Annotated in this window: 14 protein-coding genes; 13 read left to right on the plus strand and 1 reads right to left on the minus strand. The window is 37.1% G+C overall.

Annotation, left to right across the window (positions count from 1 at the left end; translation table 11 throughout):
* The first annotated feature begins 35 nt into the window (after positions 1 to 35).
* The 13 genes from EZ456_RS06670 (at position 36) to EZ456_RS06735 (ending at position 21,357) form a co-directional block, all read left to right on the plus strand.
* On the plus strand, positions 36 to 2,867 hold the full coding sequence (locus tag EZ456_RS06670; protein ID WP_131528512.1) for a SusC/RagA family TonB-linked outer membrane protein: 2,832 nt from the start codon (positions 36 to 38) through the stop codon (positions 2,865 to 2,867).
* 41 nt (positions 2,868 to 2,908) lie between these two features.
* On the plus strand, positions 2,909 to 4,621 hold the full coding sequence (locus EZ456_RS06675) for a RagB/SusD family nutrient uptake outer membrane protein (protein WP_131528514.1): 1,713 nt from the start codon (positions 2,909 to 2,911) through the stop codon (positions 4,619 to 4,621).
* A 32-nt stretch (positions 4,622 to 4,653) separates the two neighbouring features.
* Positions 4,654 to 5,448, plus strand: coding sequence for a PKD domain-containing protein (locus tag EZ456_RS06680; protein ID WP_131528516.1), 795 nt, complete (start codon positions 4,654 to 4,656; stop codon positions 5,446 to 5,448).
* Positions 5,449 to 5,468: 20 nt separating this feature from the next.
* Positions 5,469 to 6,803 carry a Gfo/Idh/MocA family protein gene (locus EZ456_RS06685; RefSeq protein ID WP_131528518.1) on the plus strand — a complete coding sequence of 445 codons (1,335 nt, stop codon included), beginning with the start codon at positions 5,469 to 5,471 and terminating at the stop codon, positions 6,801 to 6,803.
* A gap of 18 nt (positions 6,804 to 6,821) precedes the next feature.
* Positions 6,822 to 7,568 (plus strand): 3-keto-disaccharide hydrolase, encoded by a 747-nt coding sequence (locus EZ456_RS06690; RefSeq protein ID WP_131528520.1) that lies wholly within the window; start codon positions 6,822 to 6,824, stop codon positions 7,566 to 7,568.
* 89 nt (positions 7,569 to 7,657) lie between these two features.
* The gene (locus EZ456_RS06695; RefSeq protein ID WP_131528522.1) at positions 7,658 to 9,661 is read left to right on the plus strand and encodes a glycoside hydrolase 5 family protein; all 2,004 of its coding nucleotides are present in this window, start codon (positions 7,658 to 7,660) and stop codon (positions 9,659 to 9,661) included.
* Between the two features lie 3 nt (positions 9,662 to 9,664).
* Complete coding sequence (locus EZ456_RS06700; protein ID WP_131528524.1) at positions 9,665 to 11,857, plus strand: GH92 family glycosyl hydrolase; 2,193 nt, start codon at positions 9,665 to 9,667, stop codon at positions 11,855 to 11,857.
* A gap of 144 nt (positions 11,858 to 12,001) precedes the next feature.
* Positions 12,002 to 13,351 carry a right-handed parallel beta-helix repeat-containing protein gene (locus EZ456_RS25290; protein WP_205945040.1) on the plus strand — a complete coding sequence of 450 codons (1,350 nt, stop codon included), beginning with the start codon at positions 12,002 to 12,004 and terminating at the stop codon, positions 13,349 to 13,351.
* A gap of 25 nt (positions 13,352 to 13,376) precedes the next feature.
* Positions 13,377 to 14,564, plus strand: a complete 1,188-nt coding sequence (locus tag EZ456_RS06710) for an SGNH/GDSL hydrolase family protein (RefSeq protein ID WP_131528526.1) — start codon at positions 13,377 to 13,379, stop codon at positions 14,562 to 14,564.
* Positions 14,565 to 14,614: 50 nt separating this feature from the next.
* Positions 14,615 to 16,885: a beta-glucosidase BglX gene (gene bglX, locus EZ456_RS06715; RefSeq protein WP_131528528.1), complete on the plus strand. Its 2,271-nt coding sequence runs from the start codon at positions 14,615 to 14,617 to the stop codon at positions 16,883 to 16,885.
* Between the two features lie 43 nt (positions 16,886 to 16,928).
* Complete coding sequence (locus EZ456_RS06720; RefSeq protein WP_131528530.1) at positions 16,929 to 18,866, plus strand: DUF4861 family protein; 1,938 nt, start codon at positions 16,929 to 16,931, stop codon at positions 18,864 to 18,866.
* A 107-nt stretch (positions 18,867 to 18,973) separates the two neighbouring features.
* Positions 18,974 to 19,213, plus strand: coding sequence for a hypothetical protein (locus EZ456_RS06725; RefSeq protein ID WP_131528532.1), 240 nt, complete (start codon positions 18,974 to 18,976; stop codon positions 19,211 to 19,213).
* Positions 19,214 to 19,464: 251 nt separating this feature from the next.
* The gene (locus EZ456_RS06735) at positions 19,465 to 21,357 is read left to right on the plus strand and encodes a heparinase II/III domain-containing protein (RefSeq protein WP_131528534.1); all 1,893 of its coding nucleotides are present in this window, start codon (positions 19,465 to 19,467) and stop codon (positions 21,355 to 21,357) included.
* 233 nt (positions 21,358 to 21,590) lie between these two features.
* On the opposite strand, the gene EZ456_RS06740 is transcribed toward EZ456_RS06735, so the two are convergent.
* Positions 21,591 to 25,760, minus strand: coding sequence for a two-component regulator propeller domain-containing protein (locus EZ456_RS06740; protein WP_131528536.1), 4,170 nt, complete (start codon positions 25,758 to 25,760; stop codon positions 21,591 to 21,593).
* Positions 25,761 to 26,138 lie beyond the last annotated feature (378 nt).

A 26,138-nucleotide genomic window follows, 5' to 3' on the forward strand; every position in this document is an offset into this window, starting at 1 on the left:
ATTACGTACTCAATTATTACCTAAAAAATTTGTCAATGAAACTTAAAAAAACAATATATTATATCTTATCTACGCTTGTTTTTGTGGCTGTAACAGATGAGCTTCAAGCGCAACAAAAAGATAGTGTTGCCACCAAAACTGAAGTGGTGAACTTTAGAACAGCAGCTAGGCCAATTGGCTATGGCAATCAACAAAAAAGCCATACTACTGGAGCAATATCTTCCATAAGCGGAGATGAAATTAGAGATGCTTTTAATAACAGAATAGGAAATGCCCTTATCGGAAGGCTTCCGGGTCTAACTATTAGACAGAATGGATTTGAGCCAGGTGCGAGCAGCACCAACTTAAATATTAGAGGTGTCAATACTTATGGATTTAGCAATGCACCATTAGTTATTGTTGATGGATTTATGGCTGACTATGACCAATTGGTTCCAGAGGAAATCGAAGAGATCTCCATCCTCAAAGATGCGAGCGCAACTGCAGTTTACGGTTTAAGAGCAGCAAATGGCGTAATTTTGGTAACTACCAAAAAAGGTAAAATTCAGCCCTTGGCTATTAATTTTAACGCCCAATATGGTGTTCAAAATCCCGTGTCCTTACCCAGGTTTTTGGATTCTTACAGTTATGCTTTTCTATTAAATGAAGCTAGGAGAAACGATGGCTTAGGCGAATTATATACCAGTGACGATCTCCAAGCATTTTCTAATAAATCAGATCCTATAAATTATGCCAACGTAAATTGGTATGATGAGGTATTTAGAAACACAGCTCCTCAATCTAATTATAACCTAAATTTTAAAGGAGGCACATCTGTTGTACGTTATTTTGCCTCACTTAATGGGATTTTAGCAGATGGTTTGTACAAGAAATTTGGTGATGAAAGTGAAGAGAGCAGCAACTCAAAATATAGCCGGTTAAACTTCAGGTCTAATATTGATATTTCTCTAAACAAGAACCTTTCAGCCATATTAAATTTAGGAGCTGCAGTTGAAGATAAAAGAAACCCAGGAGAGTTAACTACTAACAATACAATAAGTTTATTGGATAGAATTACACCAAATTCGTTTCCGGTGCGCTTGGGCAATGGTTCATTTGCAGGTAATAACCTTTTGAGTAATCCGGTTGGTGATTTATTAAGTACTGGTTTTTCAACATCTAATAGCACCACTTTACAGGCATCATTTAGGCTTAACCAATTATTGGATATGATAACGCCTGGGTTAAAAGCAAGTGCTGCAGTTTCCTTTAATAGCTTTTATTCAGGCCTATCAAACAAAAGAAAAACTTATACTCGATTCTCCACCGGGGCAAATGCAACCCAATTTGGTCAAAGCACAAGTTTAGTGGGTACAGAAGGTGTACAAAGTCAGTGGACAAATAACGCATTGCAAGCATCTTTAACCTATAGTCGTATTTTTGATAAGCATGACATTTCTGCAATGGCCATTTTCAATTCAGATTATTATCTAATTAATAAGGCTTATCCAGGAACGAATGCCGCTGGCAATGATATCCCATATAAAACAAATGGCGTTTCTTCAAGAATTACCTACGTTTATAGCGATAAGTATATTGCAGAATTTTCGGCAGCATACCAAGGAAGTAATGCTTTTGCTAAGGGAAATCGTTATGGATTTACACCAGCAGGTTCTTTAGGTTGGATTGTATCTAATGAAGATTTTTTAAAGGGTAGTAAGGTCATCGAATTTTTAAAACTAAGAGGATCTTATGGTTTTGTTGGCAATGAAAACATAGGTGGTTTACGATTTGGTTACGCACAAAGATACCCATTTGTTGATGGTTATATTTTTACAGGAACATCTAAACTAGGAGCAATAACCGAAGGTCAAAGAGCAAATCCAGAACTTACTTGGGAGAAGGAAAAGAAGGCAAACGTGGGGTTTGAAATGAATTTTGCCAAAGGCTTTGGTTTAATTGTAGACTTATTCCAAAATAACAGGTTTGACATTCTAGATAAACCGAATTCAACAATACCATTAATAGTTGGTTACAATGGGGTTCCAGAGACCAATTTAGGTAAGGTTAAAAATAAGGGTTTGGAAGCAATGATTTCTTATCAAAGTAACCAATCAAAAAAGCTACAATTCAACTTTAATGCACAAGCATCTTATAATAAAAACGAAATAGTTTTTAATGATGAACTTACACAGGTAAATGCTGCACGAGTAACAACGGGTATGCCAGTAGGATACGGATATGGTTTAGAGGCAATTGGTTTTTTTAGCGGAGCTGATGTAAGCGACAATACAATAGCTCGCCCGACGGGGTTGGTAATAAGACCAGGTGATATTAAGTACAGAGATATTGGTGGGCCATTGGGCGTACCAGATGGTATAATTGATGATAATGACAGTGCTCCAATAGGCAACTATAATCTTCCCGATTGGACATTTTCATTCCAATCTGGTGTAAGTTATAAAGGTGTAGATCTAAATCTTGTTTTTCAAGGTGTAACCGGCATAAACCTGAACCTGAGTGGAAATAGATATTATGCTTTTCAGAATAATGGGAAGGTTTCAGAAATCGCTTTAAAAAGATGGACTCCTGAGACAGCATCAACAGCAACTTATCCAAGGCTCTCTTCAATAGATAATACCAACAACTTTAATAGCTTCTCTACATTTTGGAAAAGAGATGCAAGTTATCTTAAATTGAGAAGTGCAGAAATAGGATATACCTTACCTGTAAAGACGCTTAAGCGATTGGGTTTACAGAAAACTAGAGTATTCATCAATGGTACCAATCTATTTTCTTTAGATCATTTAGATGAGGCTGATGTAGAGGCTCTGGGTGGTTATCCAGCTTTAAGAACAGTTTCTTTAGGGCTTAATCTACATTTTTAGTTGAACAGGTTATTGAATATATATTATTAAAAAATACGATAATGAAGATCAAAAATACCAACTATATATTTCTAATTGTGCTGATAGTATGCGGTTCATGTCAAAAACTAGACCGTGAGTTAGATACTGATCTAACGAAAGATCAATTAGAATCTACTTATAACAGCCTTCAGAGCTTGCTTACAGGCGTATATTCAACTCTTCCATATGGGTTAACACAACTGGATAGGGCAACTATGGCTTCTGCTACAGACGAAGCAGAATTTACAAATGAGACAAATCGTGTTCAGCTTCTCAATCAAGGTGCATGGACGGCCATCAACAATCCTGCAGACGTTTGGGGTGCATTTTATCAGGGCATCAGGAGAGCTAATTTATTTATAGAGACAGCAGATCCTGCGAAAGTGAATTTGGACATATTTAAGGGTACTGCCAATTATCAAATTAGGATAGACGAGATAAAAAGATGGGAATTTGAAGTTCGCTTTTTAAGGGCATTCTATTATTTCGAACTCATCAAACGTTATGGTGGAGTTCCTATCATCACTAAAACTTTAAATGAGAATGATGTTGCAAGCCTTAAAAGAAACACTTTAGAAGAATGTGTAAAATTTATTGCTGATGAATGTGATTTAGCGGCAGCCAATTTACCAGTTTCATCTGGCGCATATGCTACTGCAGATCAGGGCAGGGCTACAAAGGCAGCCGCGTTAACATTAAAGAGTAGGTTACTTCTTTATGCGGCCAGCGATTTGTTCAATACCCCGTCATGGGCTATCGGATTTACAAATACTCAACTTGTTTCTTTGCCAGCAGGAGATCGTATGGCTAGATGGAAAGCAGCGGCTGATGCTGCGAAAGCTGTAATTGATTTGCCAGCAGTACCTGCTCTAACTGCTAATACTAACTACCGAACCTTATTTACTACTCCCTATGCTACTGGAGTTATTTTTGCCAGAAGAACCGAAGCTAATAATGAATTTGAACTTGCTAATTTTTCAGTAGGATTTGATAGAGGGCAAGGAGGTATTACTCCAAGTCAAAACCTTGTAGACGATTATGAAATAAGAATTGGTACAACCTGGGTTGATTTTGATTGGAATAATCCTGCCCATAGCGCTGCACCATATACCAATCGTGATCCAAGAATGGCATTAACTGTGGTAACCAATGGATCGTCGTTCCAATCAAGGGCAGTTCCTATTCAAACCTTTACTGGTGGATTGGACGGTGCTCCTAAACCTAATGCCACTAAAACTGGTTATTATTTAAGGAAGTATGTAAACGAAGCAACTAACTTAACAACTGGAGCAGGGAATGCCGTACATAGCTGGATATATTTTAGAATCGAAGAAGTTTTTCTCAATTACGCAGAGGCACTTAATGAATATGCTCCAGGAAACCCTGACATTAAAATTTATTATGACAGGGTAAGGACAAGGGCGGGTGTTGCATTAACTGGTTTGAATACTACTGAAAATCAAGTAAAGGTGCGTGATAGAATACGTAGAGAAAGAAGGGTTGAGTTTGCCTTTGAAGATCATAGGGCATGGGATGCCAGACGATGGATGATTGCACCAACAGTATTTAATGCTCCCTTAAGAGGAGTAACCGTCGCCAATACAATGCCTGCGGCAACTTATACACCATTTAACCTAGAAGCTAGGAACTTTACTCCAAAAATGTATTTATTCCCTATACCGTTAAATGAATTAAATATTGCTAAAGGTTTGGTACAAAACCCACTTTGGTAAATGGTTTATTCCCAAAAATAATTATAATAATAATGAAGATATTTAAAATAATCCCGGTTTTTGCAGTTGTTTCTACGCTGCTATTCTCTTGTTCTAAAACAGAAGATGTGGTTGATGCTGCCTATCTCCCGCAACAGGTTTACCTACCTGCCGCAAACCCAAGTAACGCACCAACTGGTGTTTATTTTGTTAACTCGGTAGCCGTACCAGGACAAACTTTCCGTTATACCATTGATTTGCCTACCAGCAAATTCAACATTCCTCTATCTGTATATCGTTCAGGAGTAGATAGAAAAGGAGTTGTTACGGCAAATCTTTCTATAAATGCAGATACGGTTGCCAAATTATTACTTGTTCCTGGAAAATTTCCAGTTGGAACAGAAGCCTTGCCGACTGACAAATATACCTTGACGCCAACAGTAAATATTGCCGATGGGGCTGATATTGCATTATTTTATTTAGGTGTTGATCTTAATTATTTGAGAGCCAACCTTACTAAAAAGTTTGCAATTGCAGTTAAGGTAAGTAGCACTCAAGTTAGTACAAGTAATTTGAGCCATGCTGTTATATTAATCGATCCGGCTTTTTTGGTTCCAACAGCTAATTTTACTGCGGTTGCTAATGCAAAAGTGGCTAGTTTTTCTAACACATCATTAAATGCAGTTACTTACTCATGGGATTATGGAGATGGCACAACTGTTTCAACTGCCAAAGAAGCACCGCATACCTATGCAACTGCTGGCACTTATGTGGTTAAATTAACTGCATTTGGGCCACTTGGAGAAGTAAATAAAGCTGTTAAAACTTTATCAGTAGTAATTAATTAATATCTACTTAGCTATTCGTCATGATTAAAAGCAGAAGGGACTTCATCAAAAATATATCTATTGCAAGCAGCAGTGTTTTATTTGCCCCATCATTAGCATCAGCCAACAGTTTTTTTATGGGTTCACCGAATGATAAAGTTCTGCTAGGCATAATGGGCGTAAATAGCCGTGGAGATTTTTTGGCGAAAAATTTTGCCAAACTACCGAATGTAGAAATTGCGTATATCTGCGATCCTGATGCAAAAGTTTTAGCAAGAGCTATAGAGGCCATAGCGAAATTAACTGGTAAAAAACCACAAGGTTTCGCTGATGTGAGAAAAATGCTCGAAAAGAAAGATTTTGATGGAATGGCTATTGCAGCACCCGATCATTGGCATGCACCAGCTGCAATTATGGCATTACAAGCTGGTAAGAACGTGTACGTAGAGAAGCCATGCAGTCATAATCCAAGGGAAGGTGAATTGTTGGTTGAGGCCAGCAAGAAATATAAAGGCCTAGTACAAATGGGCAGTCAAAGGAGAAGCTTTAACAACGTTAATGAAATGATAGCCAAGCTCCATCATGGAGCCATAGGTAGAGTATATTTTGCAAGGGGATGGTACACAAATAATAGGGCATCAATAGGAAAAGGTAAGGTTATTCCCGTTCCAGAACATTTGAACTTTGATTTATGGCAAGGGCCTGCACCACGTGCTGCTTATCGCAGTAATTTGGTTCACTATAATTGGCATTGGTTTTGGAATTGGGGTACCGGCGAGGCATTAAATAATGGAACACACGAACTTGACGTTATTCGCTGGGGCTTAGGTGTTGATTACCCAATTGAGGTTACCTCATCTGGCGGCCGCTTTCATTGGCAGGATGATTGGGAAACGCCAGATACCCAAACTATTACCTATAAATTCCCAAACCAAACTGCAGCTAGCTGGGAAGGAAGGAGTTGCAATGGATATAATTCTGAAGGTTCTGGAAGGGGAGTGGTTTTTTATGGTGATAAAGGAACGATAGTTTATGGTGGGGCCAATAGCTACCAAATGTTTGACCTTGCCAATAAGTTGATTGCAGATGTAAAAGACAATACCAAGTTTGACCCAACAAATAAGGTAAGCCCTACCGAAAATTTGGATGCATTACACTTATTGAATTTTGTTGAAGCTATTCGTGGTAAAGAAAAAATTAACGCACCAATTTTAGATGGACATAAATCTACATTGCTTCCCCAATTGGGAAACATAGCCTATCGGGTAGGAAGGGTACTTAATTGCGACCCTACTAATGGACACATACTAAAAGATAAGGAAGCCATGAAACTATGGAGCAGAGCTTATGAAAAAGGCTGGGAAGTTAAAGTTTAATGTTTAAAAAATTTTAATATGCAATTTACCAAGCTGAAAGCCTTGATACTACTGTTATTGCTATGTGATAACGCCATGGGTCAGGATAAAAGTTTAACACAAAATAAGCTAACTAATAAGGAAGTAAAAAAAGGCTACCAACTTTTGTTTGATGGGGAAACCAGCAATGGATGGCGAAGTGTATCTAAAACAACTTTCCCCAATAATGGTTGGGAAATTAAAAATGGGGAGTTACGCATACTTCCCGCGGCAAAAAACAGCCATGTTGCCAATGGTGGAGATATTGTTACGCAAAGAAAATTCAAATATTTTGATTTAACCTTAGATTATAAAATCGCCCCTGGAGGCAATAGCGGCTTAAAGTATTTTGTTACAAATGAGAAAGGAGCTTCACTAGGGTTAGAATTTCAGATTCTTGATGACGTACTTAATGATGATGCCAAGGCTGGTGTAAATGGAAATCATACTTCATCATCATTATATGATATGATTACTGCAAAAAAAGCAAAAGCAAAAGAATTGGCTGCGGGCAATTGGAATAACATTCGGTTAGTAGTTTACCCTAATAAAAGAATAGTACATTATTTAAACGGAAAAATTGTGGTTGACTACATCAAGGGCTCTCCAAAATTTACAGCATTAATTGCCAAAAGCAAATACAGCAAGATACCCAATTTTGTAACCAATAATGAAGGTCATTTGCTGTTACAGGACCATGGAAGTGAAATTAGCTTTAGGAACATAAAAATTAAAGAGCTTAACTAAAATAAATAGTTTGCTTACCCGCACTGTATATCATTTAATAAAAACTTTTAGCATAAGAGCCGCTCCCGTTTTAAGAACATATTTACCTTATGAAGATTGAATTTAAAAAAAATATCAATAGCTGTATCCTAATTTTGCTATGCATATTTAGTTTCAAGGCATCTGCACAAGAACAAGTTTTTGGCAAGCCAGGAACCTTTATGGTGGGCTGTAACTATTGGGCATCTCATGCAGGAACCCACATGTGGTCTAATTGGCGTACTGAAGTTATTGAGGCAGATTTTAAGCAATTAGCTGCAAATGGAATAAAGGTACTACGCGTATTCCCATTATGGCCAGATTTTCAACCTATAAATAAGATTTATACTTCTGGTGGTGATGTGAAATATATTTCTTTCAAAGATGAATCTTTACCGCTAACCGAGGTTGGGCAAAATGGGGTAAGTGAACAACAACTACAACATTTTGAGGTTTTAACAAACTTGGCAAAAAAATATAAATTAAAATTAGTAGTTGGATTAATTACAGGCTGGATGAGTGGACAATTATATGTGCCACCTGCGCTAGAGGGAAAAAATATTTTAACCGATCCCGAATCTTTAATGTGGCAGCAAAAATTTGTAACCACTTTTGTTAAAAGGTTTAAAGATAAAACCTCTATTGTAGCTTGGGATTTTGGCAATGAATGTAATGTAATTGAGAACGTTAAAAATCCTTTTCAGGCGTACGTTTGGTCATCAGTTATTTCAGGAGCTATAAAAAGTATAGATCATTCACGCCCAATAGTTTCTGGCATGCATGGCTTAACCGCCGACGAAAAAGGACCATGGTTAATAAAAGATCAGGCAGCGCTAACAGATATATTAACTACCCACCCGTATTCTTTATGGACACCCTACGCAAGTCAGGATCCAATTAATAGCTTGAGAACAATTATCCATGCAGCGGCCGAAACTTCTATGTACAGTGATGTAGCTGGCAAGCCATGCCTGGTAGAAGAAACAGGAGTAATGGGGCCTATGGTTGGCGGTGAAACGGAAAAAGTAGCCTTTGCCAGAACCGCATTATTTTCTAACTGGGCAAATGACGGTTTGGGTACATTTTGGTGGTGTGCGTACGATCAGACCAAGTTGCCATACGCACCTTATAACTATGCTTCGGTTGAAATGGAATTAGGCCTGATTAAAGAGGATAGGACTCTAAAACCTGTATTGGGAGAGTTTAAGAAATTTAGTAAGTTTATTGATCAATTGCCATTCCAGATACTTCCCTCAAGGAAAAAGGAAGCAGTCTGCATTTTAAGCAACAACCAAGATAATTGGGCAGTAGCTTACAGCAGTTATATTTTGGCTAAACAGGCGGGATTTGATTTTTCATTTCAGAAGGCCGGGCAGGAACTTAAAGATGCACCACTCTACCTATTACCCTCTATTAAAGGAATTGATGCGGTTTACAATGACTATTGGACCAAACTGTTGTTAAAGGTAAGTAAAGGAGCTACTTTATATATTTCTTTAGATGATGCCTATTTACCTTCGTTTACAGAACCGCTGGGTATTGAAATAGCTACAAATAGCAAAAGAGCTGGCCTAATTAATTTCATCTCAAAATTACCTTCTGGTGAAAATTTAAATTTTTCTGCTTCCGCTGAACGTCGCTATCAAATTAAAAACAAAACTGCCACATTACTGGCAGCAGAGGCTGATGGGAATCCCTCTTTTTTACAAGCCAATTATGGAAAAGGTAAAATATATCTCCTCACATTTCCATTAGAATTAAACCTAGCTAAAAAACCTGGCGCTTTTGATGTTGGGCAACCTAAATATAGCGGAATTTATCAAACGATAGCCAATTCGTTAATCAACGAGCGCATACTTACTCAACAGCATCAGAGTGTTCTAACAACTGAACATTCGATAAGTGATAGTGAAAAAATAGTCATACTAATCAACTATAACCCTTTAGATGCAGATACTAAAATACAGTTAAAAACCGGATGGAAGATTGAAAGCAGTTTATATGGTGATTTGCCAAACGAAAATGACGCGAGGTTGAAAGGAAATGATGCACTGGTTCTTCACTTAAAAAAATAAAATATGTATAAGATAAAATACTTTTCAATTGGCTTTTTCTGGATAGCTATGGGATGTCATGTCAGTTTGCAGGCACAAACAAAAAAACAACCTGTTGATTATGTTGATAATTTTATTGGGGTAAGAGACGAAAATACCAGTACTATATTAGGCCCTCAATTGCCTAATGCGCCTATAAATCCAAGTCCGCAAACTGCCCCCGGTAAAATCAATTATGATATGGACGGATATATTATGGGGCATGATATACGCGGTTTTGGGCAACTGCATGTAAGCGGAACAGGCTGGGGAAAATACGGGCAAATCTTTCTTTCTCCACAAGTAGGGTTGGCAGTTGGCGAGAATCAACACGACTCTCCTAAAAAAGATGAGATAGCTAAGCCTTATGAGTATGGTGTTACCTTAACCAAATATGGGATAAGGACAGAATTTACGCCTTCTCAGCATAGTGCTATTTATAAATTTACTTTCCCAAAATCTGACAGTTCTAACATTTTAATAGATATTAGCCATAATATCTTAGATATAGCCACTGTAATGCAACAAGGACGTTCGGGCTTTGAGGTTGGAGAAATTGAATTTACCAATAAAGAAAAAACAGAAATTAAAGGTTACGGAAAATATGTTGGGGGTTTCTCTGACGGTTTATATAGTGTGTACTTTTCTGCTAAACTAAGTAAAGTTCCTACTCAAAGTGGTACTTGGTTTAATGGTGATATCAATTATGGACAAATCAAGCAGCTTTCAAAAAAAGCAAACGATAGGATAGGGGCTTTTGTAAATTATAATACTACAGCAAATGAGCGGATTTACCTTAAAATAGCTATTTCTTTTAAAAGCATTGAACAAGCAGATGACTGGCTAAACAATGAAATTCCTGATTGGAATTATGAAAAAGTTAAAAACACGGCAAAAGAAATATGGAATACGGAGTTAGGCAGAATTAAGGTGGAGGGCGGTTCCGAAACAGATAAGAAAATATTTTATACGGCTGCCTACCATGCTTCCATTATGCCAAGAAATAAAACCAATGATGCACCTGATTTTGATAAAGGAGTGCTAGTTTGGGATGACCACTTAGCTGTTTGGGACACTTGGAGAACCCTTTACCCCTTAAAAGTTTTGACAAACCAAGCTATGGTAAGTGGTACAATTAATTCATTTATTGCTAGGTATAAAAAGTACAAATCGGTTAAGGATGCTTATGTAGCATTAAGAGAAATGAATGCCGAGCAAGGCGGAAATGACGCAAGTAACATTATAGTTGATGCTTATGTTAAGGGAGTAGAAGGAGTAGATTGGAAAGCCGCTTATGAAGTGGTTAAGTTTTTAGCAGATGAGGAGCGCAAGGGTATTGCAAATACTGATAGCGGTAAAATGTATAAGCAATTAGGTTGGATTCCAACCGGAAAAATGAGTAATTCTGTGACATTAGAATATGCTTATAATGATTATGGTGCGGCTTTAATGGCAAAAGATTTAGGTACAAAAGCAGATTACGAGAAATACTTAGAAAGAAGCACTAAATGGATTGCTCTTTGGAATCCAGAAGCACAAAGTGATGGATTTAAAGGTTTTATAGAACCTAAAAAACTGAATGGGGATTTTGTCAACATAGATTTAAAAAAGAATTGGGGCTCGTGGAAAAATTATTTTTATGAAGGGAACTCATGGACCTACTCGTATTTTGTTCCTCATCAGTTTGATAAACTGGTTAATTTAAGTGGAGGTAATGAAGCTTTTGCAAAGAAACTTCAATATGGCTTTGACCATAATTTAATAGACTACGGGAATGAACCATCATTTTTAACTGTGCATAGCTTTTTGTATGCAGACCGTCCTGATTTAGCCAGTTATTATATCCGAAAGCTAATGAAAGAAAGATTCTCTTTAGATGGAAGTATTGAAAACGATGATAGTGGTGCAATGAGTTCTTGGTATATGTTTTCTGCCATGGGTTTTTTTCCCAATGCTGGTCAGGATATCTATTACCTTACTGGGCCTTCATTTAAAAAAACTAAAATACATTTAAGTAATGGCCGGGTATTAACAATCGAAGCGCCAAACGCTTCTCCCCAAAATATTTACATTAAAAGTATTTTAGTTAATGGTGTAAAATGGCAAGGAAACATCATTACGCATAACATTATCCAAAAGGGAGGAAGTATAGTTTTCGATATGACCAACAAGCTTTAATAGAAGACATTAAATAATTAAGGAGCTTGGCAGAAAATATCACTTCTACTATATGCATATCCTTTGCCATAATAGCGCTAAGCCATGAACCAATATGAAAAGATAAGCCTTAAATAAATACAAAACCATATTAAAACCACTATAATGAAAAAATTATTTCTATCTCTTTGCATGCTATTTTTAACCTATTTGGCTTCAGCACAACAAATTTGGTTTGTTTCTGGGAAAGGAAATGATCAAAATTCAGGTAAAACCGAGTTAATGGCATTTCGTAGCCTTCAAAGAGCTGCAGATTTAACCAAACCAGGCGATACGGTGATTGTAGCAGATGGAATTTACGATAATACTACAGCAAATAATGGACATTCCATTTTAACCTTGCGTACTTCTGGCACGGTGGATAAGTATATTACCTTTAAGGCAAAATTAGGTGCTACACCTGAAATAAGACCATCCTCATGGGGAGGTATAACTATTTTAGGCTCCTATATAAATATTGAAGGGCTAAAGGTAATAGGTAATAATGATAGCATTACACTGATAGATGCCATAATTGATACCAAAAATAAAACGCCAAATGCCAAGTACAATACCAACGGAATTATTGTGGAAGGTAGGGAAAATGCTTCAGATAAAAAGCCGCATCATATAAGAATTAGTAACTGTGAAGTGGGTAAATGCCCTGGCGGTGGAATAACTGTTTTAGAAGGCGATTATGTAACCATTGAGGATTGTAAAGTTTATGAGAATGCCTGGTACATGCGTTATGCTGGATCTGGTATTACCACTTTAAACAATTGGGCATTTGATGACAAACCTGGCTACCATATCATTATTGTACGCAATAAGGTTTGGAACAACAAAACACTTGTTCCGTGGGAAAAAACGGGTAAGTTAAGTGATGGAAATGGAATTTTGCTTGATGTTACCGATCAAAAGCAGGGAGCTACAAATCCCAATGCTGATGCTGCAGTTGATACGACCGTTAAAAAGGCACAGCCTTTAAAGCCACGCCGACCAGAGTGGAAGGGAAGAGCCTTAATTGCCTATAATCTAAGTGTGTATAATGGCGGTTCTGGCATACACACATTTCGTACCGCCCACGTTGATATTATCAACAACACTACTTATTGGAATGGTCAGGTTGTTGGTTATCAAGAATTGTTTCCAAATAGGTGTGACGATGTTGTAATCATGAATAACATCATTGTTCCTAAGCCCGGAGGAGCAGTAACGTCTGATAACAAAAATACCAGGGTAAGGTGGGAGTATAACATTTATCCCAAAAATCAAGATTTTTTTACCGGCTCCAATAATATCGTAGCCGATCCTCTTTTTATTAATCCTGGAATTGACCCAACAAGGTATGATTTTAAATTGGCGCCTAAAAGTTTAGCTATAGGTTCGGGAAGCTTGGAGTTTAAGTTTGAAAATGACACAGCCCTAAAACTGTTAAAACATAAGGGAAATTTAAATAGAGGCTATTACAGATAATCCAATTTAACTCATACTCAAAAGCATGAAATTTAAGAAGAATTGGCTAGTAAGCAGCACAACAAATCGCTATCTATTATTGGTAGTATTAGTGTTTATAGTGATTTGTTTTGGATTTAAGAACTTTGATACTAGATCTCACGGATATAGCAGGATTGAAGTTGAATTAAAGGATGACAACATTAATGCTGGTTCAAAACACATATTATATACTGGTAGGGTAAGTTATAATGATACAGTTGCAACTTTTGTGAATGCGGGCACAAGTATAGAGTTGAATTTTATTGGTAGTAAAATATCAGCAGAATTAAAATCATCTAGCTTGGATAGTTGTTTCTTAATCATAATAGATAACGATTTTAAAAAAGCCAGAAAAATATTAACAACTCCAACAAAAGCTACCCATGTGCTTGCCACTGGATTAAAAAAAGGTAGGCATCATTTAAGATTGATTAAAATTATGCCTAATTGGGTGAAAGGCTATTTTTATAAATTTAATATTACTTCAGGCAAAGCCCAGAAAGCACCGAAACCATTGTATCGAAAAATGGAATTTTACGGAGATTCACAGACTGAAGGATCAATGGTAGAAGCACCAATTGGACCAGATCCAACTAATAGCGGAAATACATTTTATAATTCAGAGCTTACCTATGCTGCGTTAACAGCAAAAGTTTTTAAAGCTCAATATTCAAATATTTCTTATAGCGGCGTAGGCTTGGTTGCGGGTTATACCAACTTTACGATGAACAAAGTATTTGATTTATACGACCCAAGAAATCCTGGACTAAAGTGGGATTTTGCAAACTATACCCCAAATGTTGTGGTTGTTAATCTTTTTCAAAATGACCAAGGAATTGCAGGTAATCCAACTTCTAAACAGTATGATACGCATTTTACAATTATAGGTTTAAAGCCTTCAGATTCGCTCTTTATCAATCGTTATAAGTTATTCATCAACGCCTTACATGAAAAATATCCTAATTCGCACATCATCTGTGCACTCGGTAGTATGGATGCATCAGCAAAACCAAAATGGAAAGGTTATCTGACCACGGCAGTTAATGAGTTAAAGATTGAAAAAGGAATAAAGAAAATATATCCACTTTTCTTTCCCTATAAAGCTACACCAGGCCACCCCAAGAAAATTGAGCATCAGGTTATGGCTGATACCTTGGTTTCATTTATAAGACAAAATGGAATCTGGAAATAATAATAAGATCAACTAATGAATGCAGCTGTATTCAATTTATATTAAAAAGAATGACAATCAATTTTTATAAAAGCGCAAATAAAATCATTTGCTTACAATTACTCTTGGTAATTATGCCTGCCACTTTGTTTGCCCAGGGCAAGTTAAAACAAGTTTACAAAGATCCTAAGGCGCCAATACAGGTTAGGGTCAAGGATTTATTGAGCAAAATGACCATCGAGGAAAAGGCTGGACAACTCAATCAACTCAATAGTGGCGATCTTACAGGTCCCGGACTTAATGCCACCAGCCAACAAGAAAAACTAATCATGTTAAAGGCTGGTAAAATAGGCTCTTTTTTAAATACCATTGGCGCATCAACCACAAGAAGTGTGCAAAAAATCGCGGTAGAGCAAAGTCGATTGGGCATTCCCCTTTTATTTGGGTATGATGTAATTCATGGTTACAAAACCTTGTTTCCCATTCCTTTAGCTGAAGCCTGCAGTTGGGATTTAGATCAAGTAACAGAGAATAGCAAAGTTGCCGCGAAAGAAGCTGCGGTTTCAGGATTGCACTGGACTTTTGCACCAATGTGCGATATAAGCACAGACCCTCGTTGGGGTAGGGTAATGGAAGGTGCTGGCGAGGATCCCTATTATGCTTCACTGCTTGCGGTGGCCAGGGTTAAGGGCTTTCAAGGAAATCTCGAAAGTGAATTTAATGTATTAGCCACGGTTAAACACTTTGCAGCTTATGGTGCAGTTGAAGCTGGGAGGGATTATAATAATGTAGATGTTTCTCGTTCTAAGCTGTGGAATACTTACCTGCCACCTTATGAGGCGGCAGTAAAGGCTGGTGCAGCAACCGTAATGAATTCTTTTAATGTTTTAGACGGAATACCTGCAAGTGGCAACAAATTTTTACTTACCGAAGTGTTAAAAAATAAATGGGGCTTTAAAGGTTTTGTGGTAAGCGATTGGAATTCTTTTGGTGAAATGATTCCTCATGGATTTGCAGCCGATTACAAAGATGTTGCACTGAAAGCCTTGCAGGCAGGTAGTATGATGGATATGGAAAGTAAAAGTGTGATAAACCATTTGCCGCAATTGATAAAGGAAGGGAAATTGAACATTGCACAAGTAGATGATGCCGTTGGTAGAATATTGTATTACAAGTTTAAGCTTAGCTTATTTGAAAATCCTTACAGATTTTCTGATGAACAAAGAGAAAAGGAAAATTTATTAACGCCAGCCAATAGGAAAGTGGCCAGGATAGCAGGAACTAAAAGTATTGTTCTCCTCAAAAATACGGATCAACTGCTTCCCCTGGCCAGTAAGGACAAAAAAATTGCTTTGATTGGTTTTTATGCAAACAGCAAAGCAGATATGGTGGATATGTGGAAAGGGACAAGCGATTACAATACTTACGTAACTGTTTATGATGGATTAAAAGCACAATATAAAAACTTGACTTACGCCGATGGTTACAATTCGGAAAACGAGACTAGCGAAAAATTAATTGCTGAAGCAGTAAATAATGCCAACGCTGCTGATGTGGTAATTGTGAATATAGGAATTTCGGGAAAGGTTTCTGGAGAGGATAAATCACTTGCAGATATTAATATACCAGCTGGGCAAATAGCATTGTTAAAAGCATTGCACCAAACAGGCAAGCCAATTATTGCACTGGTTACTGCAGGTAGGCCACTGGTGCTAACGCAAGTTTTGCCTTACGCCGATGCGGTTCTATATTGCTGGTTGTTGGGTACCGAAACAGGTAATTCTGTTGCAGATGTTATACAGGGGCTTTATAATCCTACGGCTAAAACTGTAATGAGTTTTCCTTATGCAGTTGGTCAGGTGCCAGTTTACTATAACCATTTTAATACAGGTAGACCTGCTCCCGATCCAGGAGGGGATAGCTTTTATTCTCGCTACTTGGATATCCCAAATCAACCCTTGTTTCCGTTTGGTTATGGATTGAGCTACACGACTTTTAATTACAGAGATTTATCTCTCGGTTCATCTGTATTAACTAATGGGCAAATTCAAAATGTTAGCGTAATCGTAAAAAATACAGGAAAATATGATGGCGAAGAAGTAGTGCAATTGTATATAAATGACATTACTGCATCTATTGTAAGGCCTGTAAAAGAGTTAAAGGCGTACAAAAAGATCGGCCTTAAGGCTGGAGAAGAAAAAACCATCACTTTTCAACTCGGCACAAAAGATTTGTCATTTTTTGATGAAAAGGGCAATGCAATATTGGAAAAGGGAAAATTCAAAATATTTGTAGGTGGTAATTCTAGAGATGTCTTGGAAAAGACATTCGAACTTAAATAGTTAGCAGCAGACAAGGTTCGATCTTAATTTAAAAAAAAGTAACATGAAAAAGACTTTATGGGTAATTGTTGGGGTGTTTTGTTTCATTATTAATGAAGCATTTGCGCAAACACGGGTTTCTATTTCAGAAATTGCCAAAAAAGTTTTAAATAAAGGGCTCGAAACTGATCTAGGTACATATCAAGGTAGCTTGCTTTTACAAGGGCAGAGTGAATTGGCATTGGCTTGCTCAGATCAAAATATACTTTCCCAGGCAGTAGCTACTTTTCAAAAATTTGGTCAAAAAAAAATCGATGGCAAGGGTAGTTTCGTCAGCTATAAAGCTGGTGGAAATGGAGCTGCATTTTTGAGTTTTAAGCGTGCAACATCATTATTAGCTACTCAAGTAAAACTTGGGGCAAGTCAAATGTTCAATCAGCAAAAACGCTCAAAAGAAGGTTTGCTTATTCCAGGATGGATTGATGAAAAGGGAGATCAGGTTTTTATAGATATGGCATTTGCAGTAACACCATACATGTTGTATGCCGGTCTTGTAGAAAAAAACAAAGAATATGTAGACCTGGCGGTGTTCGAGACTTTGGAGCTTTTTAGCATATTAAGAGATGATAAAAATAAACTTTTACATCAGGCAAGGGGCTTTAGTAAAGCTGGAAAATTATCTGAAGACAATTGGAGCCGTGGTAATGGATGGGGTGCATTAGCCTTGGCTATATTGGTCAGGGATTTGCCAATGGATCACCCAAAAAGGAAGGAAGTTGAACTACTTGCTGCTGAGTTTTTTGCTGCTGTTATCAAACATCAAAATAAGCAAGGTCTCTGGCATCAAGAAATGACAGATAAATCATCTTTTGTAGAAACCTCTGGTAGCGGTTTATTGCTTTATGGTATGGGTATAATGCTCGAAAAAAAAATGCTCAGTAATAAATATCAGTCTAATTTTTTAAAAGGGATTAATGCATTAAGCAGTTATGTAGCTAACGACGGCTCGGTTAGCCATGCTTGTTTTAGTTGCTTAGCACCTCGCAATGGCACTAAAGAAGATTATAAAAACCATGTTTGGATATACAATGACCCTCATGCATTTGGTCCAGTTGTATTGGCATTTTCTCAAGCCATAAAAATGGGAATTACAAATTTTAATAATAATATTTTAGGTAAATATGGGGTGTTAGATACCCTGTCAACCGAAGTGAAGGCCTATGTAAAATATGTGCCCGAACGTAACCAGGATATAGCGTGGGAAAATGACAGGATCGCTTTTAGATACTATGGGCCACCTGTGCGTGATAAAGTGAGCAGTGGGGTAGATATTTGGACTAAATCTGTCAATTATTCTATTATAGATAAATGGTACAGGTTAAATGGCAAAGGCTTAGATTACCATGTTGACCGCGGTGAAGGTGCAGATTTTTACCATATGGGATTTTTAAGGGGAGCTGGTGGAAGTGCGGTATGGGCTAATGATAAACCTTATCCTGCAGAAACCTATGCCAACCACAACATTATAAAAAATACAAAAGAAGAAATAGAATTTGAGCTAAAATTTGATGCTTGGGATGTTAATGGGTTAAAAGTAACCGAATTCAAGCGGATAAAGATGGTTAACGGTACAAATTTTTATAAAGTTACCAGCACCTTTACCACAGCTAGCAAAGATAACTTGATTATCGGGATTGGCCTTACGACTTTTGGCAAGCCCATGATAACTAAGAACGCAATTGGGCAATTATCAACTATAGAACTAATAGAACAAAAATGGGGCAAATTGGGCACGGCCATAGTGGTTGATCCAAGTCAGTTTAATAGCTATGCAGACAGTGGTAATGACAGGTATGTGCTGGTAAATGTTAAGCCAAATGTGCCTGTTACCTATTATGTTGGAGCAGCCTGGGAAGGTAATTCATTGTTTAGAAATGATAGCGCATGGTGGCAACACCTGCAAGGGGTAAGCTGGAAACAATTACAGAAAATTTATAGGTAACCTCATTAAAATTCCACAGCCAAATAAATTTTAACCAACAGAAAAATCTCTTAGCATACAAATGCCATCAATAGGTAAATACTCATTAATACAAAATAATCAAAATCATGAAATATCTTTTATTTGTTGTTTGTTTACTTCCAATAGCGGTAATGGCTCAAAACGATAAAAAATTAATATATAAAAATTCCTCTTTAAGCACTTCTGCTCGTGTAAATGACCTTTTATCAAGGATGACCTTGCAACAAAAAATAGGTCAGCTTAACCTAATAACATTTGTAAATGAGAACAATTCTACCAACCCGTTAGATAATAAGGTAATGCAGGCAATGTTGGCGGAATTTTAAAGAGTAATGGGGTAAAACAAAATTTAAGAATACAAAAGATTGCTGTGGAGCAGACTAGGTTAGGTATCCCTATACTTTTTCAGGAAGATGTAATACATGGTTACAAAACAATATTTCCAATCCCATTGGGAGAATCTTGCAGCTGGAATTTAACCGGCATCTCCCAAACGGCGGCGGTTGCAGCAAAGCAAGTAATATTTTATTTAACACGATTTTGAAATTGCTGCCAAATAGCATAAAAACTAATTAATATGAAGATCCGCTTAACCTTACTCTTTATTCCCTTTTTATTTTTACAGGTGTCTGCACAGGTTCATTCTCTGGTAAAAGCTGATTTGATACCTAGCGATTACTGGAAATCATTGCCCGATCACCCAAGGTTGTTTGCGAAAAACGCCCAGCTATTGGCTATTGCTGAACAAAAGGACAGCATTAGCTTAAAACTAAAGTATATCTTAAAACAAGATGCTGAGGGTAAACTTAAAGCTGCGAACATCGAGTATCCTTCTGGCATTAGTAACATGGGTACCTCAAGGGCAGTGCAAGAACGCATATTGTCACTTGCGCTAGATTATCGATTGTTGGGCAACAAGGCAAGTTTAGAAAAAGCAAGAAAAGAGCTAATACAGCTTGCGGAACTCAAAAATTGGGGAACAGGACATTTCTTAGACGTAGGGGAAGCAGCACTAGCCGCTGGCATAGGCTATGACTGGTTGTACAAAGAACTTACTTTAAACGAAAGAAAGAAAGTTGTGGAGGCCATAAAGAACAATGCAATTATACCGGCCCTAGCGGCAAAGGAAGGTGTGGATAGTTGGGTAAACGGCAATTTCAACTGGAACCCAGTTTGTAATGGAGGCGTTATGGTAGCGGCATTGGCCATTGCAGAAGAGGAGCCAGAACTTGCTCGCAAGATGACAGAACAAGCCATAAAAAACATTCCCTATGCAGGCGTAACGTATGCTTTGGATGGTGCATTTCCTGAGGGGCCAAGTTATTGGGCGTATGGAACTTCTTTTTATGTGATTGCTATTGAGGCTTTGCGTTCTGTGTTTAATACCTCATTTGCCTTAGAGCAGATGCCGGGCTTTTTAAAAACTGCAGATTATAACAACCAAATGGTTGCTCCATCTGGCGAAGATTATAATTATTCTGATTACCACACCGAGCTTCAAAACGAGCCAATTATGTTATGGTTTGCCAAGCAATTAAAGCGTCGGGATTTAATAAGCGATGAAATTAACGACATTAACCGCTATTACGAGTTTTTGTTGACGGGTAAAAACACAAAGCCAGGTAAAAAAGTAGAATTGGGCCGGCTTTCGCCACTAGAGATATTGTGGTGGGATCCATCCCTTTTGCAACGGGTTGCCAATAAAGCAGCCCCGCTACATTGGTCGCCAAAAGGCCATTTATCTATGGGAGTAATGCGATCTTCCTGGCAAGATCCGAAAGCAACGTATGTGGCACTAAAGGGTGGTACGCCAAATAACTCTCACGGCCACATGGATGCAGGTAGTTTTATTTTGGAGGCCGATGGTGTTCGCTGGGCACTTGATCTTGGCACAGAGAGTTACGATAAGATGCGTAAAGCAAAGCTTGATTTGTGGAATTATACTCAAAACAGCAGTCGCTGGACCACATTTAGGGTCGGGCCGGAGGGACATAACATTATCCGTTTTAACAACGAATACCAACTCATAGATGGGGAATCACAAGTAGTGGCAATTCCCGATGTAAAGGGAACTATGGGTAATAGGGCCGAATTGACTTCTTTATATTCAAACTTTGCCAAAAGAGTAAATCGTACCATTTTACTTCATCCCGATCGTTCCGTAAGCATCAAAGATGAATGGACAACTGATAAGAAGCCTGTCGAATATACATTTCAATGGCTTACCAAGGCTAAAGTTACAAAAACAGTTTATGGCCTTTTATTGCAACAAAATGGTAAGCAACTACAGTTAAAGATCGATCAAGCATTGCTGAAAAAAATTGCCATCACCGTTCAGGATGTTTCGGTGGCTCAACATATTCAGGACTCTGACAATCCTTCGCTTAGTCGTATCGTCATCAAATTAAAGACGTGGGCAAAAAGTAATGGTCAATTGTTGATCAAGGCTTACCCTGGTAGTGCGAAATAATTTTTAAGCTTGCGAACCTGCCAATGAAATAGTTGTTTGATGTACCTGAATTCTAATTTCAATGAAAAAAAACTTACTCCACGTTTCTAGCGGTAGCTTGCTTAGCTGTAAAAGCTCAAAAGATAGCGTCTTCGCCAGAGTATTTTAAAGCCCTTTGAACTAATCTTTTAAAGCCCGATGAGGTTCATCAGTTGATATAAGATTAAGGAAAGATTTTACAATTAGGTAGAATTTTATTTTTTAGCAATTGAACTGATTTCTTGCAAAAATTGAGTAGGTGTTTTTCCAAATTCTTTTTTAAAGATTGTACTGAAATAGGATTGAGACAAAATGCCTACTCTATACATTACCTCAGTAACCAAAACATCTTCATGGGTAAGGATGTGTAAAGCTGTTTTTAAACGTATGCTCCGTACAAATTCACTTACTGTCTGCCCAGTAATTTCTTTCACTTTTCTTAACAAAGTAGTTTGGCTCATTCCAATTTCCCTGCTTATTTCTTCTACATTAAAATCAGGGTTCTCGATTTGACTTTCAATCAGAGTGCTAATTTTTTCTATAAACTCTTTGTCCTTGATAGAATATGCCAACTCTTTGGCCGTTATGGAATAATCTTTTAAATACTTTTGTTTTAGCTTTTGTCTTTGGTCAAATAAATTTTGGATTGTTAAGGATAATAAATCAATATTGATGGGCTTACTGAAATAATGATCTGCTCCATAACCTATCCCGTTCAATTTTGTTTCCATTGCATCCTTTGCTGTTAGCAATATTATTGGTATATGACTAGTTTCTATATCTTCCTTTAAAGATTTGCAGAATTCAATACCATCCATTACAGGCATCATAACATCACTAACTATCAGGTCTGGACATTTCTCTTTTGCATTCTCCATACCTTGTAGACCGTTTATTGCTTCTAATATAAAATACTTATCTTCAAGGCATTCTCTAAGAAATGCCCTTAGCTCTTCGTTATCATCAACAAGAAGTATTGTTCTCTTTTCTTCCGCATTTGCTTGAGGTAAATTAGCTGAATTTGATAACGCAACTAAGGGAGACAATTCATTTTTGTATTGTATGGTTTCAAGGTGGATTAACGATTCATCCACAGCGCCATCAGTTTTCTCTGTTTCTTGGTAATCTTCCTCACTTATCGGTATCGCAACTACTATTTGAGTACCCTTCATCTTTTCGCTGAAAACGTAAATTTCACCTTTGTGTAGAAATACCAGGCTTTTAACAAATGCTAATCCCAATCCTGATCCAAGATGTGTTTGGTTAACCCTGAAATATCTTTCAAACAAATGAGATATGGACGATTTAGAAATGCCCACCCCGTTATCGGTTACACATATATAGGCATATTGTTTAGCATTATAACCACTTTTCAAAATGAGTTCATCCTTAAATTCTGGTTTTAATTCAACAAAAGAATCAAATATTTGTATGCTCACCGTGCCTCCAACATCTGTATATTTTAATGAGTTATGTAACAAATTGATAATTATTTTTTCGATTACCTGTTTGTCGAACCATACATTCTTGTATTTGCTTGTGCTTGTAACTAAATCTATCCCAAGTTCAGTAGCCTTATCAGCAAAATCCGTAGCAATGTCGTTTATAAGTAGTGCTAAATTTTCATTAGAAACCTTTAGTTTAAGATTACCAGAAGCGACTTTTCTAAAATCAATTATTTCACTGATCAATTTCATTAACCGTAGCGCATTTCTATGCATCGTTTGATAAGACTGCCTGATAGAATCACGGCCATCCTCTTTCATCACTCTTTCTAAGGGCCCTAATATTAACGAGAGCGGGGTTCTTAATTCGTGCGATATGTTTGTAAAAAATTGAAGCTGTGAAAGTTGTATTTCTTCCCTTTTTTGTTCCTGTAGTTGTTTGAGTTCAAATTTTCTCCTAAAATATAAAAGTGTAATAGTGGCTGTAATCAAAGTCAAGGTCATTAGTGTTCTAAACCACCAAGTCATATAAAATGGTGGAATGATTTTTAAGTCAATTGTAGTAAATGCCTCATTCCAGTTTCCATTGGCATTTGTAGACTTAACCTGGAAAGTGTACTGACCTGGGTTAAGATTAGTGTATGTAGCTCTTCTAAGGTTGCCAACAAAATTCCATTCCTTATCAAACCCCACCATTCTATAAGCATATCTGGTCTTCTCAGGGTTAAATAGATTGAGCGCAACGTACTCGAAAGAGAATACAGATTGACTATAATCAAGTACTACTTCCTTTGCTTCTCCAATGTGTTCGCTAAGTGGCGACGCTGCACCATAGTTTACAATACTTTTGTTAAATAACTGAAAATCAATTAAATGAACTGGAGAAACAAAATTAATATCCTTGATGTCTTCCGCCTTAAAATAATTGAAGCCACGGTTTCCTCCAAATAACATTTCTCCATCGGTAGTTTTGTAATAAGCATTTCTAGAAAATTCAAGACCTTGAGCACCATCTTCATTTGTATAGTTTTTAAGGTAATTGCTGTCAGGATTATATTTAAAAAGCCCTGCTGTTGAACTTATCCAAAGATACCCATCATTGTCTTCGAGGATCCCAAAAATAGTCGTGTTTGAAAATCTATTGCCAAGGCTTGGTATTATAAAATTCTTTGTCTTTTCATCAAAAAGCATAAGGCCATTTTTACCAATCCACATTCTGCCCTTTGAGTCGGTAAACATTATTTCAACATTTCCGAAGAAAGACCGGTTTCTTTGTGCTGTAGGATAAAAATAATTCTTTAGTTTACCTTTGCTTACATTGTAGTTATAAAGCGTGGATTCGTTGGTGCCAAACCAAAGCCCTTGGTCCTTATCCTCAAATATGCTTAAGAAACCCTTTTTTGAAAGATCAATTTTTTTGTCATTAATAGCTCTAAATTGCCGAAAAGATAAATTTGTTCTATCAAGAATATTCAGCCCACTTTCAAAAGTACCAATCCAAAGGGTTCCTCGGCTATCTTCAAATATTTGTGAGATATTATTGGAGGAAATAGAGGTCTTGTCCTTGGGATTATTCATAAACCGCGTAAAATCATTGGTTTCTGGGTTAAAGCGATTAAGGCCTCCTCCCCAAGTGCCCACCCAAACTATGCCTCGAGAATCCTTGTAGATGGTTAATACGGCATCCGAACTGATAGAGCGAAGGTTTTGTGAGCTAAAACGATAGGTGTGGAAACTGTTTTTATTTCGCTGCCATACATTTATACCTCCTCCGTCTGTTCCAATCCATAGAACGCCATTTCCAACTTCACAGAATGCTTTTACATCACGATGTGAAAGTTGGCCATTTGTTGGATAGTCTGCCATTAGGTTAAATTGGTAACGATTAGGATTGTACACGTATAATCCACCACTATGCGAACCAACATAAACATTGTGTTGCGTATCTTCTAGCAATCCACATGCTGAACTTTGAGAAAAGCTTGATAGATCTGAAGGATTGCCTCTGTATGGAAGTATTTGGTTGGCGTCGTAATCGTAAAAATGAATTCCTCCATTTTCTGTTCCAATCCATAGATTGCCTCTGCTGTCGGCCAAAATGCTCTTAATAACATTACTAGAAAGACCAGAACGATTTTGAATACTGTGAAATTTGCGTGCTAGTAAAGTATTAACGTTGAAATAGGACAGACCTGAGTCTGATGTGCCTATCCATAGATTTCCTTTTTTGTCCTGTGTTATGGTACTTATATTATTACTACAAATTATGTTTGATTTTTCGGTTACATAAGAACGGTAAGTGCCATTTTGGAGCGATAAAAGCCCATCTCCCTTAGTGCCAATCCATATTTTGCCTTTTGAGTCTTCATAAAGACAAGAAATATTATTGAATTTTGTAGATACCTTTCCCTTTTCTAGGAAATTAATTTTACCAAAGGTCGATTTCCCACGTTCTAAAATTCTAAGCCCTCCAGTCATAGTTCCAACAAACAATGTTCCTTTCGAATCACACAATATTGAGGTGATAATATTATTGCCAATACCGAACTTATTCGTCCCATCATTTACTATACGTATGAAAGTGTTTTTTTTTCTATCGTATTTGTTCAATCCAAGGCCGGTGCCAACCCAAACGTTATGATCCTTATCCTCTGCTATAGAGTTCACATCATTGCTGCTCAAAGACCTCTTGTCATTAGCATTGTAATAAAAGGTGGTAACCTTGTAACCATCATAAAGGTTAAGTCCTTGTGCTGTGCCAATCCAAATATATCCCTTGCTGTCCTGAAAAGTGCAATAGACCTTACTACTGGATAAACCTTGATCCTTTGATATGTTATGGAACTTGAGCTTTATTGGTAACGCAGACGCAAATGACTCATTTGTTGAAATAAATATAAAAACTATTAACAGGATGACTATATTTTTTGCCTTTTGCATTAGTACCAACAAATTATAGCGGGTTATTTCTAGCCCAAAATACGAAAAACTATTTGGTTAATTTTTTTTCCAATAAGCGAGCTTGCTCAGATATATTTACGTTTTCTCGTGAAGTTAATTAAAGGTCATGATTAATAACAAAGAACTTTACCTAAAACGCTGTAAGGAGATTTTTAATCTCATATGTTTCCAAAATGTGTTTTATTTCGGCAGTTCAATTTATTGTTTATTGCCTAATTCCAGCAAAAACTACAAGGATTTCAGCAAGCCAATATGGTTTAAAACATATTCATTTGTAATATAAAATAACACTAAACTCAATAACCAAATATTTCTCCAAGACAAGTAATTTCTTTAATAAGGAAGAGCCACTAATTC

It is taken from the genome of Pedobacter psychrodurus (assembly GCF_004331735.1).
GTDB classification, from domain to species: Bacteria; Bacteroidota; Bacteroidia; order Sphingobacteriales; family Sphingobacteriaceae; genus Pedobacter; species Pedobacter psychrodurus.

What these genes read in the sequence shown, in the direction of transcription:
- EZ456_RS06680 (WP_131528516.1), top strand. Translation starts at nt 4,654, where the DNA reads ATGAAGATATTTAAAATAATCCCGGTTTTTGCAGTTGTTTCTACGCTG.
- EZ456_RS06740 (WP_131528536.1), bottom strand. Translation starts at nt 25,760, where the DNA reads ATGCAAAAGGCAAAAAATATAGTCATCCTGTTAATAGTTTTTATATTT.
- EZ456_RS06735 (WP_131528534.1), top strand. Translation starts at nt 19,465, where the DNA reads ATGAAGATCCGCTTAACCTTACTCTTTATTCCCTTTTTATTTTTACAG.
- EZ456_RS06720 (WP_131528530.1), top strand. Translation starts at nt 16,929, where the DNA reads ATGAAAAAGACTTTATGGGTAATTGTTGGGGTGTTTTGTTTCATTATT.
- EZ456_RS06690 (WP_131528520.1), top strand. Translation starts at nt 6,822, where the DNA reads ATGCAATTTACCAAGCTGAAAGCCTTGATACTACTGTTATTGCTATGT.
- EZ456_RS06675 (WP_131528514.1), top strand. Translation starts at nt 2,909, where the DNA reads ATGAAGATCAAAAATACCAACTATATATTTCTAATTGTGCTGATAGTA.
- EZ456_RS06670 (WP_131528512.1), top strand. Translation starts at nt 36, where the DNA reads ATGAAACTTAAAAAAACAATATATTATATCTTATCTACGCTTGTTTTT.
- EZ456_RS06725 (WP_131528532.1), top strand. Translation starts at nt 18,974, where the DNA reads ATGAAATATCTTTTATTTGTTGTTTGTTTACTTCCAATAGCGGTAATG.
- EZ456_RS06695 (WP_131528522.1), top strand. Translation starts at nt 7,658, where the DNA reads ATGAAGATTGAATTTAAAAAAAATATCAATAGCTGTATCCTAATTTTG.
- bglX (WP_131528528.1), top strand. Translation starts at nt 14,615, where the DNA reads ATGACAATCAATTTTTATAAAAGCGCAAATAAAATCATTTGCTTACAA.
- EZ456_RS06685 (WP_131528518.1), top strand. Translation starts at nt 5,469, where the DNA reads ATGATTAAAAGCAGAAGGGACTTCATCAAAAATATATCTATTGCAAGC.
- EZ456_RS06700 (WP_131528524.1), top strand. Translation starts at nt 9,665, where the DNA reads ATGTATAAGATAAAATACTTTTCAATTGGCTTTTTCTGGATAGCTATG.
- EZ456_RS25290 (WP_205945040.1), top strand. Translation starts at nt 12,002, where the DNA reads ATGAAAAAATTATTTCTATCTCTTTGCATGCTATTTTTAACCTATTTG.
- EZ456_RS06710 (WP_131528526.1), top strand. Translation starts at nt 13,377, where the DNA reads ATGAAATTTAAGAAGAATTGGCTAGTAAGCAGCACAACAAATCGCTAT.